Below are 14,500 nucleotides of genomic sequence, written 5' to 3' on the forward strand. Positions count from 1 at the left end.
CCAACCAGTTCGAACCTCCAACCCTAGTTGGTCTGCACGGCCCCTTCACCTTCGCGGATCCGGTTCACCACGGCAGTGGTGGAGCGCTCCGCCACGTAATCCAGGATGGCCACCCGGCCCCCGTACTCCTCCACGGCCGGGGTTTCGGCCAGCATCTCCGGAGTGTAGTCCCCGCCCTTGGCGTACACCTCGGGCCGGAGCTGCCGGATCAGCGGGGCCGCCGTGGGGGTATCGAAGACGGTCACGTAGTCGACGCAGCTCAAGGCCGCCACCACCGCTGCCCGGTCCGCCACCCCGTTGATGGGCCGTCCCGCGCCCTTGAGCCGCCGGACGGAGCCGTCACTGTTGAGCGCCACCACCAGGATGTCGCCCAGCTGCTTGGCCTGGTTGAGGTACCGGGTGTGGCCGCTGTGCAGCACATCGAAGCAGCCGTTGGTCAGCACGATCCGCTGGCCCTCGGCCCGGTGCAGTTCCAACTGCCGTTCCAGTTCATCCGCACCCAGGGCGGTGTCCGCGAACGCCTTCAGGTAGCGGCTGAGCTGTGCCGTGCTGCAGACCGACGTGCCTGGCTGGTGCACCACCACGTCCGCAGCGGACTGGGCCAGGTCCAGGCCCGCCGTCAACGGCAGGCCCGCTGAACGGGCCAGGGTCAGGGCGGCCACAAAAGTGTCGCCGGCTCCCGACGCCTGCTTCTCCGCCGCCGGACGGGCCCACGTCCGGTGCGTGACGCCGTCGGGCCTTAGCAGGACGGTGCCGTCACGGTCCAGCGTGACCACCACCGCCCTTGCGCCCGTAGCCTGCAGCAGCGCATCCGCGTGCCTGCCCACCTCGGCCACCCTGTCCTGCCCCTCGGGCAGCCGCACGTCCAGCATCCGCGCCGTTTCCTGCGCGTTGGGCGTCACCAGGTCCGGACGGAGCGGCGCCCAGGGTCGGGGATCGTGCGAATCAACCACCAGCAGTGGGCGCCCTTCGCCATCCCCGCGCCCTTTGCCCGCCAGGGCCTCTTCCAGGCCACGGCGGACAGGGTCCGCCAGGACGCCGGTGCCGTAATCGCAGACCAACACCGAGTCCTGGTGTTCGACGGCGGCCCGCACCGACGCGGCCAGCTCCGCCAGCGCTTCGACGGGCACAGACTTGGCCGCGTCGTCGATGCGCAGCATCACCTGGCCGCCGCTGCTGATCCGGATCTTGGTGGTGGTGACCATGTCCGGGTGGTCCAGCAGGTAGGTGACGTCGATCCCCGCCGCCACCAGCTGGTTCCGGAGGTCCGCGCCGGCGTCGTCCGTTCCGATGATGCCGGCAACGGACACCCTCGCCCCGAGGGCGGCCAGGTTCATTGCAGTGTTGGCCGCCCCGCCGGGCACTGACTCGCGGGACTGGATGTCCACGACCGGTGCGGGTGCCTCACGGCACAGCCGTTCGATGCTGCCGCTCCACCAGCCGTCCAGCATCACGTCACCGAGCACCAGGATGGCCGGCTGTTCCGCCGCCAGCCGCCCGGGCAGCCACTCGGCGAGTGCCCGCTGCTGCGAGAGGTCCCCGGTTTCCGGCAACGTGCTCACGACCGGTCCTTGCGGGGGTCCGTGGCCGGCGGCGCTGCTATGTGCACTACTTTCACCCGGCTGAATTCATCCAGCAGTTCCGGGCCGTAGCCGAAACCGGCGCCGCTGATGCCGCGGGGCTGGGCCGCGCCGCCGGGGGCACCGCCGAACACCTCGTTGATCTTCACCGTGCCCACGGGAAGGGCGGCCACCGCCTGCTGGATGTGGGCGATATTGCCGGACAAAACCGTGGCAGCGAGGCCGTACCTGCCGCTGCACGCGAGCCGCAGGCCGTCGTCGAACGTTTCCACCACCTGCACCGGGGCAACCGGCCCGAACGTTTCTTCCCTCATGACCTCCATCGCCTCGGTGCATCCGGTCAGCACCGTGGCTGGGTAGAAGGAGCCCGCTCCGTCCGGAAGGGCGCCGCCCTCCACAGCGTGGGCGCCCCGCTGCAGCGCGTCGGCCACGTGGGCGTGGACGGCATCCCGCATCCGCCCGTCCACCAGCGGGGCCAACGTGCTGTTGCCGTTGCGGAGTGCTGCCTCCGCCTCCAGGGCGGCACAAAACTCGGTGGCGATGTCCTCGTGGACGTAGATCCGTTCAACCGCCACGCAAATCTGGCCGCTGTTGCTGAAGGCACCGATTGCTGCCTGCTCCGCCGCCCACACAGGATCGACGTCGCGGTCCACCAGCAGGGGATCGTTCCCCCCGTTTTCCCGGATGACATGCGCGCCGGTCAGGGCCCCGGCCGTGGCAATGCGGGCACCGGCGGCGCTGGAGCCCACGTGCGCGATGACGTCCACTTCCGCCTGTGTCAGCAGCGCGCCAACGCCTGCCCCGCCCGAAATTGTCTGGAAGGCGCCCGGCGGGAACGCCGGCGCCAGGACCTCCCCCAGGGCTTCGCCGAGCCGCGGGCAGCGTTCGCTCGGTTTGTGGATCACTGTGTTGCCGGTGACCAGCGCCGCGCCGATCAGGCCGCACGCCACGGCCACGGGATCATTCCACGGCGTGACGAGCGCTGCCACTCCCCGCGGCTCCGCCACCGTGTAATCCGAGGCCAGTGCATTGCCGCGAAGGCTGAGTCCGCGGTGGACGGGACCGAGTTCGGCATACTGCTCCAGGGTGGAAACTCCGGCAGCGATCCCCGCCAGCGACTCGTCCACCGGCCGGCCCGTTTCGCTGGCATTCAGTCCAGCCAGTTCCCGGGCGGCAGCCTCGAGCGCGCGTGCTGCCGCCTTGAGCGCGGCCCCCCGCTCAGCCGGGGCCGTGGAAGCCCAGTCCGGCGAAGCGCTGCGTGCTACCTCCACCGCCCTGGCCACGGCGTCCGGTTCGGCCTCGGGCACGGTCCAGAGGACCTCGCCGGTGCGCGGGTTGCGGATGGTGATTCCGGCGGGCGCGGCTGATTTTTGGTCCGTTGTTGTTTCGATGGCAGTGGTAGGCATGGTGTCCCTCCCGTCGTTTCCGGTCTGGTGGTCTGTTGCCTTTAAGGCCAGGAGCCCTCTTCCTCGTGGCAGATCAGCATTTCGCGGACCTCGCAGCCGGTGGGCTGGTTCAGCGCGAACAGGATGGCCTGCGCCGTATTGGCGGGGTCGTTGAGGCGGGAATCGTCCTGGGGCTTGTACTGCTCGGTGCGGTCATCGAAGAAGCGCGTCTTCATGCCGCCGGGGATCATGGTGGTCACGCCAATCTCTCCGCCGGTCTCGGCGGCGAGCGCGTGGCTGAAGCCCACCACGCCGAACTTCGAGGCGCAGTAGGCCGACGCGTCGGCCACGGCGCGCTTGCCCAGGGTGGAGGCAACGGTCACCACCCGGCCGTGGGTCGCCTTGAGGTAGGGCAGCGCAGCCCGGACGACGGACACCGTACCCATCAGGTTGACGCCGATCACCTTCTCCCACTCGGTGGCTTCGACGTCGGCCAGCTTGCCGCAGCGGTCGATGCCGGCTGCGGTGACTACGNACGGACACCGTACCCATCAGGTTGACGCCGATCACCTTCTCCCACTCGGTGGCTTCGACGTCGGCCAGCTTGCCGCAGCGGTCGATGCCGGCTGCGGTGACTACGGCTTCCAGTCCCCCCAGCGATTCCGCGGCTTCCTTGACGGCGGCTTCCACGGCCGCACGGTCCGCGACGTCCACTTCAAAGGCCTTCACGCCGGAGACGTTGCTGATGTCCCGGTCCAGCACCACGGGCGTGCCGCCCGCCTTGAGGACGGCGTCGACGACGGCGGCCCCCAGTCCGGAGGCACCTCCCGTTACCAGCACGCGGCCTGGGGTGTTCGGGGCAGGCACATTCACTTCTGCAGTCATGGTGTTCCTTTCGCTGGGGAATACAAAGTTTGGGGCGGGTGGGCGGGTGGGCGGCCGGTCAGCTCACCTTGGCGAGGGCGTGGGCCAGTCCGGTGGTGGAACGGGCGGGGTGGTAGGGAACGGTTAGGCAGCGCCCGCCCCACTTCTCCACGAGGTCGGCCTCCGGGAGGCGGGCGCCCTTGTAGTCGCGGCCCTTGACCCAGATGTCGGGGCGAAGGCGCTCCAGGGCCGCTTCCGGGGTGTCTTCATCGAAGATCATCACGGCGTCCACGCATTCCATGGCCAGCAGCAGCTCGGCCCTGTCCTGTTGGCCGATGATGGGCCGCTCCGGGCCCTTGAGCCGGCGCACCGAATCATCGGAGTTGAGGCAGACGATCAGGCAGTCCCCCAGTTCGCGCGCGGCCGCAAGGGACCTGACATGGCCTGCGTGCAGGAGGTCGAAGCAGCCGCCGGTCGCCACTACCTTGCCGCCGTTGTCCCGCACCACCCGGGCCAGCAGGAGCGGTTCGCTGATCCGCCGCTTGCCGCCCACAGGGGTCGGGGGCCTCAGCGGTGCCGCAATCGGGGCGTCGGAGCCGGCCTCGGAAGCGGCTTCGGCGTCGCGGCCGGAACCGGGGTCCGGCAAGGCGGACACTCCCCCGTTGGCCAGGAAGTCGGCGGCGTCATGGACTGCGAGCCTGGCGGCCTCCCCGAGGTCCCTGCCCGCCAGGAGGTGCACAGCCAGGCTGGCCGCGAGCCGGTCGCCCGCACCGCAGGGATCGCCCGCTTCCACCCGGGGCGCCGGCACGGCATCCGGGGAATTACCGCCCGCCCGCAGCAGCACCGCGCCATGCTCGCCCTTGGTGACCAGGACGGCGCGGCTTTGCCAGTGCTCCAGCAGGATTCTGCCGGCCTGGACGGCCGGGTCCTCCGGCTGGCGCTCCGGCGAATGCCCTTCCAGCCCGTGGACATCCCGGCGAGGGCCGCCGGGCACCGGGGCCTGCCGGCGTTCCCCCGCCAATGCCTGGGCCGCTTTGCTGGCCTCTGCGAGGTTGGGGGTCACCACGGCGACGCCCGGCACGGGATCCGGGCCGGCGGGATGCGGATCCCAGATGATGGGGATGGTGCCGGCCAGCCGGGCCAGGAGGTCGCGGAGCTGCGGATTTGCCGCCAGGCCCCTGCCGTAGTCGGCCACGACAATCGCGCCAGCCATCTCGACGGCGCGGAGCATGGCCGGGCTGGCGTCCGGGATGGGGACCTCCCCGCAGCCCTGGTCGAAGCGGACCACCGGGTGCGATCCTGCCCTGACCCGGGTCTTGACCGGCGAGGCATAACCGCTGGGACCGGAAACGAGCCGCACTCCGGTGAGGTGCGATTCCAGCTGTCGGCCGGCGTCGTCATCGCCCAGGACCGTCACCAGCGTCACGGGCCAGCCGTCCTGGGCGAGCATCCGCGCCACCAGGCCCGCACCGCCGGCACGCCGCTTCACGCCGGAAACGTCCACTACGGGAACGGGCGCATCGGGGCTGAGCCGGGTGGCGTCGCCGGACAGGTCCACGTCCAGCATGACGTCGCCCACCACGACGATCCTCATGGCCGGCCTCCCCGCATTGACAGGGCGGCATCGGCGCCGCTGCGCCGGCCCACTTCCAGGTCAAAGGCGCGGCACATCGCATGCAGGGCGATCAGGTGCCCTTCCTGGGCATTGGCGTTGAGGGCGTCGACCATCACGGCTTCATCGCAGGCATCGGCCAGCGGATTGGGGCCGACGCCGGTCAGCGCCCAGGTGGTGATGTTCAGCCGGGCGGCAACTTCCGCCGCGCGCAGCAGGTTGGCGCTCTTGCCGCTGGTGGACAGCAGCATGAGCACGTCACCGGACCGGCCGTGCGCGCGCACCTGCCGCGCGAAGACGTCGTCGAAGCCGTAGTCGTTGGCGATCGCGGTTACTGCCGAGGATTCGGCATGCAGCGAGATCGCGGAGAAAGGGACGCGTTCGCCGTCGAACCTGCCCACGAGTTCGGCAGTCAGGTGTTGCGCTTCAGCCGCTGAACCGCCGTTTCCGGCTGCGAGCAGCCGCTGCCCGCGCAGCAGGCGCTGGGCCAGCTCCACGCCCCAGGCGGCAAGGCGGCTGGACTGGCTCCGCAGCGAATCCAGCGCCGGCATCACGTTGTCCAGGTGCGTCAACACGATGTCCGAGCTGACCGGGTCCACAAAGCCGGATCCGGGCAGCGCCGCGGGCAGGGCCGGCGGGGCGGCCAACATCCGGAGGTCGGTTTCACGAAGGGACCATTCCGCCGTCACAGTGCCGCTCCTTCCATCGGGGCAAGGCTGGCGGGAGCCCCTGCCATGGCCAGCTGATAGGCCTTTTCGGTCTCGGCGGCCACCCGGTCCCAGGAGTACCTGGTGCGGGCCCGGAGCTTGCCCGCATTTCCGAGCTCCGCCCGCAGCGTGGGGTTGTCCAGCAGCATGGCAAGGGCGGACGCGATGGCCTCGGGATCCCGCGGCGGCACGTGCAGCCCGGTCCCGTGGTCCACCACGGTGTCACGGAGGCCGCCCACGGCCGCGGCCACCACCGGGACGCCGCAGGCCATGGCCTCCAGCGGAACAATGCCGAAGGGCTCATACCAGGGGGCGCACACCACGGCATCGGCACTGCGGAAAATCCCCGGCATCGCCCCCCGCGGCACCTGGCCCTGCAGCCTCACCTGCTCCGAGACCCCCAATTCGGCCGCAAGGTTCATCAGGCGGCGCACTTTGGGATCGGCATGGAGCGCCCCGGAGTCCCCGCCGCCGCCCACTATCAGGAGCTCGACGTCGTCGAACCCCGCCTCGCGCAGGCACGGCAGCGCCTTGATCACCAAATCCACGCCCTTGCGCGGCACCAGGCGGCCCACCGACAGGATGCGGTGCCGGCGCGCGCGGGCATCCACGGGTCCCTCAGCGGAGAAAAAGCCCAGGTCCACACCGCAGGGGGCGATCGAGATCTTGGCGGTGCTGATGCCCATGGCCTTGAGCTCAAACACCTCGTCCGAGCAGGTGGCAATGATCCGGTCCGCGGACCGGCCCACGCCTGGTTCAAGCCAGCGGCGTTCCTGCGGGCTGGTGTCCTCTGCGCCCTGGTGCCGCCGCTTGACGGTGCCGAGGGCATGGAAGGTCTGGATGACGGGAATGCGGTACCCGGCATCCGGGCGCCTGGCTGCGTCCAGGGCGGCCAGGCCGGACATCCAGAAGTGGCCGTGCACCACATCCGGCGGCCGCTGGCTCCAGTCCCCGGCCACGCCGTCGGCCAGCTCGCCCATGAAGGGCAGCAGTTCGTCCTTGGGAACATGGCGCGGCGGTCCCGCATCCACGTGGACCACCTCAAGCCGGCTGCCCACCCGGACCCTGGCGGGAAGCCCCGTTGCATCCCTGCGGGTATAGACGGTGACGTGGTGGCCCCGCCTGGCAAGGGCTTCGGACAGCGCCGCGACGTGCACGTTCTGCCCGCCGGCGTCCACTCCGCCGAGTGCCGCCAGGGGACTGGCGTGTTCGGAAATCATCGAGATTCTCATGGGGTCTTCCTCTCCCGCGCCGGAACAAGGATCCGCTCGTCCGGGCGTTCGTTGTGGCGGTGGCTGGACTTGATGACAACGAGGTCCGCCAGGACCTCATCCCAGCGGTCCTGGAACCTGCCCAGGCCGTAGCGTTCCAGTGCAGCCTCGCGGGCGGCGACGCCCCGCCGTCGTGCTTCCTCCGGATTGGCCACCAGCCGCTGCGCGCAGCGGAGCAGTTCGTCGATGTCGGCAGAGACGGCGCCGGCTTCCGGCGGCACCGCGCGGGGCGCTTCGGTGGTGGCCAGGGCAACGACCGGCATGCCCAGGTGCATGGCCTCCAGGAGGGACAGCCCCAGGGAGGTCCAGCGCATCGGGTGGACGTACACCCGGCACCTGGCCAGTTCACGGTGCAGTTCCCGGGTCTTCAGGTCGCCCCTCGGGGTCAGCCGGGACTCTGCTATCCCGGTGGCGGCGGCCAGGCCGTCGGTCTTCATGCCAAAGACCTGCAGCGGCGCCACCGACGCGAAGGCGGGCAGCAGGTCCGTTCCGGTAACGCGGCCGCGCCGGATGGGTTCATTCACCACCACCCCCAGTTCGGGCAGTTCCCCTGTGTAGAGCTGTCCGGGGTCCGGGATTCCGTGCTCGACCACCGTTGCAGCCGCAGAGCCGTTGTCCCAGGCCAGCCTGTTGAAGTGCGTCACGTGGACCAACGGGATACTGCGCTGGTCCGCAAGCGGGTGGCGGGTATTGGGGAAATCGCCCTTGGGGGTGTTGTGCTCCACGTACACGGCAGGCAGGTCCGCGCCTGGCCGGCGGCCCAGCAGCCGGACAACTTCGTCGATTTCTTCCGGGCGTTGAAGGACGACGGCGTCAACCTCCTCCGGGTCCAGCGCTGCGAGGTCCACCTCCCGCACAGATGCCGGCCAGTCCCTGCCGGCACGGCCAAGCCCCCAGGGTCCGCCGCCCGGCAGGACGGGAAGGAGGTACTCATGACGGCCGCGCACAAAGGCGTCCGTCCAGGAACCGTGGACATGCCAGAGCAGGATCTTCATCTGTTGCGGGCCTTTCTACGGGTGCTGACGTGGGTACTGAAAGAGCTCACTCCGCCCATCAGGCGCTCCACCGCCGCCACCACGTCCTCGGGGGAAACGGAGTCCAGGCAGGGGTGGCCCGGGACCGGGCAGACGCGGGCGCGGGTCATCCGGCAGGCTGCGTTCTGGTCCCCCAGGAGTTCCAGCGGAACCCCGTACGGCGCCCAGCGGATGGCCGGAACCACCGGCGAAAAGAGGCAGGCAACGGGTGTGCCCACGGCGGCCGCGAGATGCGCCGGACCGGTGTTGCCGGTGACCACCGCCTCCGCCCCTGCCATGACACCGGCCAGTGTGTGCAGGTCCGTTCGGCCGCCAAGGTCCAATGCTGAGGGCCCGGCCACCGTGGCGGTCAGCGACGTTTCCCCCGGACCGCCCGTCACCACCACGCGGTGCCCTGCGCCTTGGAGGAGTTCGACGGCGGCCGCGTGGTGCAGCGGCGGCCAGGCCCTCGCGGGAACGGCCGCGCCGGGGTGGACCACCACATAAGGCTCCCCGCCCACCAGGTCCCGGACATCCGGCACGGACGCCAGGTGCAGCTTGCCGTCGTCGCCGGCCGGGAGCCTGAAGCCGGCGGCCTCGGCGATGCCCAGGGCGCGTTCCGCCTCGGGCTGGTCCTCGGGGAAGTCCTCCCCCGGTTTGAGCCGGACGTCCAGGAGGGATCCCGCGTAGTCGGTGGAAGCCCCCGTGATGCGCGCAACGCCCGCCAGCCGCAGCAAAAGCGCCAGCGGCAGGGGCGATTGATGGAAGGAGGTGAGGATGACGGCTTCGGTAATCCTGGAGTTCCGGACATACTCAATCAGCCTGTCGGCGTGCGGTCCGGTCATCTTTGGGGCGGGATTCATGATCCACGGGCTGTCCCAGCTGTAGACCTCAGCGGCTCCCGGCAGCACGCCGGCCGCCGCCTCCCCCTGCCTGCCGCACAGCAAGACGACGTGGTTGGGCCTGCTGCCGTCCGGGATCCTGCCGTTGGCTACGGCCCTGACTGCAGGACCGGCCAGCAGGACGTCGCCCATGCTGTCCAGGCGCGCCACCAGGACGCGCCCCATTACCGCCCCTCCTGCAGCAGGAGCACGGCGCCCGCAAGGTCCTGCGCCACCAGGCGGGCTTCAGCCACTTCACCGGCAAGGGTCACGTGCGTCGGGACCAGCACTCCAGTGGCGCCGGCTGCCTCCGCGGCCCGGACGTCGGCGCCGATGTCACCGATCAGCGCGGCCTCAGCCTCCCGGATGCCGAGTTTCCGGCATGCGCTGTGGACCATGCCCGGCGCCGGCTTCCGGCAAGGGCAGCCATCCTGCTCGGCATGGGGACAGACTTCCCACACGTCGAAGGGGCCCAGCAGTTCGTCCACCCTTGCATTGACACTGGCCACTTCGGCGGCAGTGATCATGCCGCGGGCAATGCCTGACTGGTTGCTGACGACGCCGGTGGCAATGCCCTCGGACCGCAGGGCGTCGAGCACGGCTTTGGCGCCGGGCATTGGCCGGACAAGGTCGGGGTTCCCGTTGTAGGGGACGTCGACCACCAGCGTTCCGTCCCGGTCGAAAAGGACAGCCCTGAGCCTGGATGTTGCGGTTCTTCCCATGCCCTCCCTGTTCCCCTCTGCCTCTGCCCCTAAACGGGGCCGGACGGTTTTCTCACCTGCCGGCCGCTTTTGGCGCCAAGCCACTGAGCAGGCAAGATAGCGCTGCGATTGCCTGCTGCGGCTTCTCCCGTGCGGTCGCGGGGAGGGCCGGCTTCGGTGCTCCGGCGGGAGCGTGGCTGCTACTTCTTCCTGGCCTGGGCGGTGCCCCTGCGGGCCGGGTTCCGGCCCGGCCAGGCAGGATTGCCCGGCCCGTGGAGGGCCCGCAAGCACGCTTCGGAGGCCGTTGCCCTACCTGCGCCATGGCTTCCGGTTCCGTGGACTGTTTTCCCTCGGACTGCGTCCAGTTCCCGCGGGTGCAAGCTTCCCTCAAGCCTTCGCTGGAGCACCACCAGGACTTTGGCAAGGCGCCGTGAGACCTGCATCTGGGACATGCCCAGCCGCTTCCCCAGCTGCACCTGGGTCTCCTCGCAGAAGTAACGGCGGTAGAGGAGCTCCCGGTCCGCTGTGTCCAGGTCCTGGATCGCGTCGCGCAGGCAGGCGAGCTCCTCCAGGCGTTCCAGCGGCGTTTCGGGGCATGCCAGCACTTCACCGATGGATGGCGCGTCCGAATGCGGGTTGACGGCGTCCAGGGAGTCCGGGTGCATGCTGCTGGACGCCGAGATGGCCTCCTGCACTGCGGCCGGATCCTCATCGAGCGCCCCTGCAAGTTCGGCCACACTGGGGTTCCGTCCCAGCGACTGGGTCAGCTCCGGCTCGGCCCGGAACATCCGGGAACGCAGGTCCTGGATGTGCCTGGGCGGCCGGACCACCCAGGTGCGGTCGCGGAGGTACCGTTTGAGTTCCCCGGTGATGGTGGGGGCAGCGTAGGCGGGGAAGCTCTCGCCCTTTGACTGGTCAAAGCCGCGGGCCGCCTTGACCAGCCCCAGATAGGCCACCTGGTTCAGGTCGGCCCGCTCGCGTCCGCGGGCCTCGAAGCGGGCGGCCAGGGCCTCGGCCAGGTCCAGGTAGCCAAGCACAAGATCGTTTTCGAAGGTCTGGCGCAGCCGTCCCATTTTGGCCCGGGACGGGCTATTTCCCATGAATTCGGGCTGATGTTGGTGGGCGGCCGTAGTATCCGCGGCAAGTGCGGGAAGGTATTCGGGCATTGTCGTTGGTTCCCTCGGGTCGGGGGTCCGAAAGCCTGCGGCAAGACTCAGAAGAAGGAAATCATAAGGTTGCTTATAAAACAATCCCTCCCGGTTATAGGCTCGCCCTGTAAGCGGTACTAGCCGGCCACGCCAAGGAGTCCCTGCCAATGCACATCGCCATCACCGGAGCCAGCGGAAACGCGGGAACGGCCCTGCTGCGCAAGCTGCAGGCGGAGTTGTCCCAAAAACCGGGAAGCCTGCAGTTGACGGGGATCAGCAGGCGCCGCCCTGACACCAGCCGGGCACCCTATTCAGGGGTGGAGTGGCACACCCTTGACGTGGGCCTGGCGAGCGACCGGCCCCTGCTGGACGCGGCACTGGCAGGAGTGGACGCCGTAGTTCACCTGGCATGGCAGATCCAGCCCAACCGGGACCTTGAGCAGCTGTACCGGACCAACGTCACCGGCACCAGGAACGTCCTTGCGGCAGCCGGGAAGGCCGGCGTGAAACAGGTGGTCTGCGCGTCGTCCGTGGGCGCCTACAGCAAGGCTCCCAAGGATCGCCGGACGGATGAGTCGTGGCCTGCCCGCGGCATGCCGGGTTCACACTACAGCCGGCACAAGGCGGAGCAGGAAGAAGCCCTGGACGCTTTCATGTCGGCGGAGCCGGGCATCTCCGTAGCCAGGCTCCGCCCGGCCCTGATCTTCCAGCGCGACGCCGGAAGCGAGATCGGAAGATATTTCCTGGGGCCGCTCATCCCAAGGCTTCTGCCGGGGAGGCTGCGGGTACCTCTCCTGCCAGTCCCGGAGGACCTCATCTTCCAGGCGGTCCACGCCGACGATGTGGCTGATGCCTACTGGCGCGTCATCGACCAGCGCGCCTCCGGGGCATTCAACGTTGCAGCCGAACCCGTCCTGACACCCCAGGAACTTGCCCGCATCCTGCGGGCCCGACGGATCCTGCCCATCCCCACGGGACTGCTCCACGCCATCGTTGGTGCGGCATGGAGGCTGCGGCTCCAGCCCACCGACTCCGGGTGGATTGAGATGGCGGCCGGAGCCCCCGTCATGGACACTGGCCGGGCACGGCGGATACTTGGCTGGGAACCCCGGCTCTCATCCACCGAGGCAGTCACCGAGGTACTGGCGGGCATGGGAACGGGGGAAGGAGTTGCTCCCTCCCCCGCCCTGAAACCGAGGAACGTTCCTTCGCCCGCGGACTAGATGCCCGGGCGGGGATTCTGCCTGTCCCCGTGGGCACCCCCGGCAGGATTGGGGCCCTCGTTGCGCCGGCCGTCCCGGTCAACGTCGGCGCGGTCAACATCGGTGCGGTCAACGTCAGTGCGGTCCGCGTCGGAGCGCTCAGCGTCGGAGCGGGCTTCATCACGTAATGCCGGGCCCCCGGCAGTGTCAGCCCGGCCGCCTGCGGCGCCCTCACGGTTGGCACCCTCGCGGTTGGCGCTCTCGCGGCTGGCGTGGCGGACATCTTCACGGTCGGCGTACTCACGGCCTGCATGGCCGGCACCGTCGCGGTGGGCACGGTCGCGCCGGTCGCCCCTGCCGTCGGGGTCCAAGGTGACGTCAGGGTCAAGCTCGTCGGCTTTGCGTGTCCGTTCGTTCACGTCGTCGCGGAGCGACTTGGCCTCCGTGGCCTGCTGGTCCGCCTGCTGGCGCAACCGCGCCGCATCCACCTGCGCCTGCTCCGCATCCGCCCTGGCCCGGATCGCCTTCGCTTCGCGCTCGCGGGCATCGAGCTCCTTGGCCTCGGCCTCGCGGCGGATTTCGGCCGCCTTCTCCCGATGTGCGTCATCCCGCTTCTGCTGCATCGCCTTGCGGCGCCGCCCGCTTGCCAGCAACAGCAGAACCACCAGCACCACCACAGCGACGGCAACCAATACCCAAATCCATGGAGCTGTTTCCAACCTACCCACCACTTTCCACTTCGATGTACCCGGCAGGCGATCGCCATACCGGCCGACTCTTTTGGAACCTAATGCAACTCGCTTAGCAAGGGTACTTACCTTTTATTAGTAATCATGCTTATTATTTTACGGCCAGTATTGCTGGTTCTTGATCAACAACCGGCCTTCTTGGAAAGAGAGAGCGAAGATGACAGAGAACCAATGGCCCGAGGACCCCGCCTACACGGCTCCGCCGGCCTCCACAGGAATTCCGGGTGAGCGGTCCGCCGCCACCTTTCCATCCGCCGCCACTCCCCCTTATGGCCAAACCCAGACCGGCGACATCTCCGGGGCGTCCCGCAAGGATGCGGCAAAGGAAGAAGCAGCAGACGTAGCGCGCACGGCCAAGGATTCCGCCCAGGGCGTTGCCCAGACCGCGAAGGAGGAAGCCGCGCATGTGGCTTCCGAGGCGAAGTCCAGTGCGCAGGATCTTTTGCACCAGGCGAAGTCGGGCCTGACAAGCCAGGCGGGAACCCAGCAGCAGAAGGCCGCGGAAGGCATCCGCTCCATTTCCAGCCAGCTGCAGAGCATGGCCGAGGCACCTGACCAGCAGGGCGTGGCCAGCGACCTGATCCGCCAGGCTGCCAGCACTACCGAAACGGTAGCCTCCTGGCTTGAGACCAAGCAGCCGGGAGACCTTCTCGGCGAAGTCGAGAGGTTCGCCCGCAACCGCCCCGGCACGTTCCTGCTGATCGCTGCAGGCGCGGGTGTCCTGGCCGGACGCCTCACCCGCGGACTGACCGCAGGGGCCCCCGAAAGCTCGTACGGCACGGGCACCACCACGGCCGGCTTTGCCGGCCAGTACCCGGGCGCCGGGTATTCCGGTACGCAGTACGGGGACCAGTACACCGAGTCGTATGCACCGGCAGGCGGGACAGTGCCGCCTCCTCCGGTCCAGCTTCCCGGGCCGGCCACCACCACCGCAGGGTACGACGGCGGCGCTCCCGGCAGCAGCTACGGGGAGCCAACGCGTCCGGCCAGCGCACTGGACAGCCCGCAGCTGGTTGAAGAACCGTGGTCCGGAAACCGGGTTGCCGACGATCCGCTTGGCAACCGAGACCTCGCCGACGATCCTATGGCAGGTGATCCCCTCACCCGGGACCGCTCCAGGGATGGCCAGTCTGGCGGGCTGTGATGAGTAGTTCTATTCCGGAGATGCCCCCGAGTGAGGCGCACCTGAAGGCTGATAACGCCTCGCTGGGTGAGCTGCTCGGGGACGTGACCCGCGACCTGTCCACGCTGATGCGCCAGGAAGTGGAACTCGCCAAAGCCGAACTCAAACAATCCGCCACCAAGGCCGGCAAGGGCTCGGGCATGCTCGCCGGCGCAGGCGTGGCCGGGCACTTCGTGCTCGTCTTCCTGTCCCTGGCCCTGATGT

At 69.3% G+C, this 14,500-nt stretch carries 13 protein-coding genes and 1 pseudogene; 3 read left to right on the top strand and 11 right to left on the bottom strand.

The features are described 5' to 3' along the window. Window positions 1-23 precede the first annotated feature (23 nt). The 10 genes and pseudogenes from rfaE2 to U7114_RS14865 all read right to left on the bottom strand — a co-directional run bounded on the left by rfaE2 (window position 24) and on the right by U7114_RS14865 (window position 11,180). Complete coding sequence (gene rfaE2, locus U7114_RS14815) at window positions 24-1,562, bottom strand: D-glycero-beta-D-manno-heptose 1-phosphate adenylyltransferase (protein ID WP_323057778.1); 1,539 nt, start codon at window positions 1,560-1,562, stop codon at window positions 24-26. After that, on the bottom strand, window positions 1,559-2,986 hold the full coding sequence (locus U7114_RS14820; RefSeq protein WP_323057779.1) for an aldehyde dehydrogenase family protein: 1,428 nt from the start codon (window positions 2,984-2,986) through the stop codon (window positions 1,559-1,561). Before U7114_RS14820 ends, rfaE2 begins: the two co-directional genes overlap by 4 nt. A 41-nt stretch (window positions 2,987-3,027) precedes the next feature. Continuing rightward, window positions 3,028-3,850 (bottom strand): annotated as a pseudogene (locus tag U7114_RS19405) (SDR family oxidoreductase). A gap of 58 nt (window positions 3,851-3,908) precedes the next feature. After that, entirely contained in the window at window positions 3,909-5,423 is a 1,515-nt protein-coding gene (locus U7114_RS14835; protein ID WP_323057780.1) for a PfkB family carbohydrate kinase, read from the bottom strand. Then, window positions 5,420-6,130, bottom strand: a complete 711-nt coding sequence (locus U7114_RS14840; RefSeq protein WP_323057781.1) for an SIS domain-containing protein — start codon at window positions 6,128-6,130, stop codon at window positions 5,420-5,422. Before U7114_RS14840 ends, U7114_RS14835 begins: the two co-directional genes overlap by 4 nt. After that, window positions 6,127-7,380: a glycosyltransferase gene (locus U7114_RS14845; RefSeq protein WP_323057782.1), complete on the bottom strand. Its 1,254-nt coding sequence runs from the start codon at window positions 7,378-7,380 to the stop codon at window positions 6,127-6,129. Before U7114_RS14845 ends, U7114_RS14840 begins: the two co-directional genes overlap by 4 nt. After that, window positions 7,377-8,414, bottom strand: coding sequence for a glycosyltransferase (locus tag U7114_RS14850; RefSeq protein ID WP_323057783.1), 1,038 nt, complete (start codon window positions 8,412-8,414; stop codon window positions 7,377-7,379). The genes U7114_RS14845 and U7114_RS14850 overlap by 4 nt, the downstream gene beginning before the upstream one ends. Next, window positions 8,411-9,499, bottom strand: coding sequence for a glycosyltransferase family 9 protein (locus tag U7114_RS14855; RefSeq protein WP_323057784.1), 1,089 nt, complete (start codon window positions 9,497-9,499; stop codon window positions 8,411-8,413). Before U7114_RS14855 ends, U7114_RS14850 begins: the two co-directional genes overlap by 4 nt. Next, the gene (locus U7114_RS14860) at window positions 9,499-10,035 is read right to left on the bottom strand and encodes an HAD-IIIA family hydrolase (RefSeq protein WP_323057785.1); all 537 of its coding nucleotides are present in this window, start codon (window positions 10,033-10,035) and stop codon (window positions 9,499-9,501) included. Before U7114_RS14860 ends, U7114_RS14855 begins: the two co-directional genes overlap by 1 nt. A gap of 179 nt (window positions 10,036-10,214) precedes the next feature. Continuing rightward, the gene (locus U7114_RS14865; protein ID WP_323057786.1) at window positions 10,215-11,180 is read right to left on the bottom strand and encodes a sigma-70 family RNA polymerase sigma factor; all 966 of its coding nucleotides are present in this window, start codon (window positions 11,178-11,180) and stop codon (window positions 10,215-10,217) included. Between the two features lie 149 nt (window positions 11,181-11,329). Between U7114_RS14865 and U7114_RS14870 the strand changes: the two genes are divergently transcribed. Beyond that, the gene (locus tag U7114_RS14870) at window positions 11,330-12,385 is read left to right on the top strand and encodes an NAD-dependent epimerase/dehydratase family protein (protein ID WP_323057787.1); all 1,056 of its coding nucleotides are present in this window, start codon (window positions 11,330-11,332) and stop codon (window positions 12,383-12,385) included. Here U7114_RS14870 and U7114_RS14875 read toward each other — a convergent pair. Further along, entirely contained in the window at window positions 12,382-13,056 is a 675-nt protein-coding gene (locus U7114_RS14875; RefSeq protein ID WP_323057788.1) for a hypothetical protein, read from the bottom strand. The genes U7114_RS14870 and U7114_RS14875 overlap by 4 nt on opposite strands. A 214-nt stretch (window positions 13,057-13,270) precedes the next feature. On the opposite strand from U7114_RS14875, the gene U7114_RS14880 reads away from it, so the two are divergent. Both U7114_RS14880 and U7114_RS14885 read left to right on the top strand, forming a co-directional pair. Further along, entirely contained in the window at window positions 13,271-14,257 is a 987-nt protein-coding gene (locus U7114_RS14880; RefSeq protein ID WP_323057789.1) for a hypothetical protein, read from the top strand. Beyond that, a partial coding sequence (locus U7114_RS14885; protein WP_323057790.1) for a phage holin family protein occupies window positions 14,257-14,500 on the top strand: 244 nt, incomplete at its 3' end. The genes U7114_RS14880 and U7114_RS14885, both read left to right, overlap by 1 nt.

Origin of the sequence: Pseudarthrobacter sp. C1, from assembly GCF_034720455.1 — a bacterium.
GTDB lineage: Bacteria > Actinomycetota > Actinomycetes > Actinomycetales > Micrococcaceae > Arthrobacter.

Coding starts and splice junctions, on each gene's coding strand:
- U7114_RS14820 (WP_323057779.1), bottom strand. CDS start 2,986: ATGCCTACCACTGCCATCGAAACAACAACGGACCAAAAATCAGCCGCG.
- U7114_RS14835 (WP_323057780.1), bottom strand. CDS start 5,423: ATGAGGATCGTCGTGGTGGGCGACGTCATGCTGGACGTGGACCTGTCC.
- U7114_RS14845 (WP_323057782.1), bottom strand. CDS start 7,380: ATGAGAATCTCGATGATTTCCGAACACGCCAGTCCCCTGGCGGCACTC.
- U7114_RS14850 (WP_323057783.1), bottom strand. CDS start 8,414: ATGAAGATCCTGCTCTGGCATGTCCACGGTTCCTGGACGGACGCCTTT.
- U7114_RS14855 (WP_323057784.1), bottom strand. CDS start 9,499: ATGGGGCGCGTCCTGGTGGCGCGCCTGGACAGCATGGGCGACGTCCTG.
- U7114_RS14860 (WP_323057785.1), bottom strand. CDS start 10,035: ATGGGAAGAACCGCAACATCCAGGCTCAGGGCTGTCCTTTTCGACCGG.
- U7114_RS14865 (WP_323057786.1), bottom strand. CDS start 11,180: ATGCCCGAATACCTTCCCGCACTTGCCGCGGATACTACGGCCGCCCAC.
- U7114_RS14870 (WP_323057787.1), top strand. CDS start 11,330: ATGCACATCGCCATCACCGGAGCCAGCGGAAACGCGGGAACGGCCCTG.
- U7114_RS14880 (WP_323057789.1), top strand. CDS start 13,271: ATGACAGAGAACCAATGGCCCGAGGACCCCGCCTACACGGCTCCGCCG.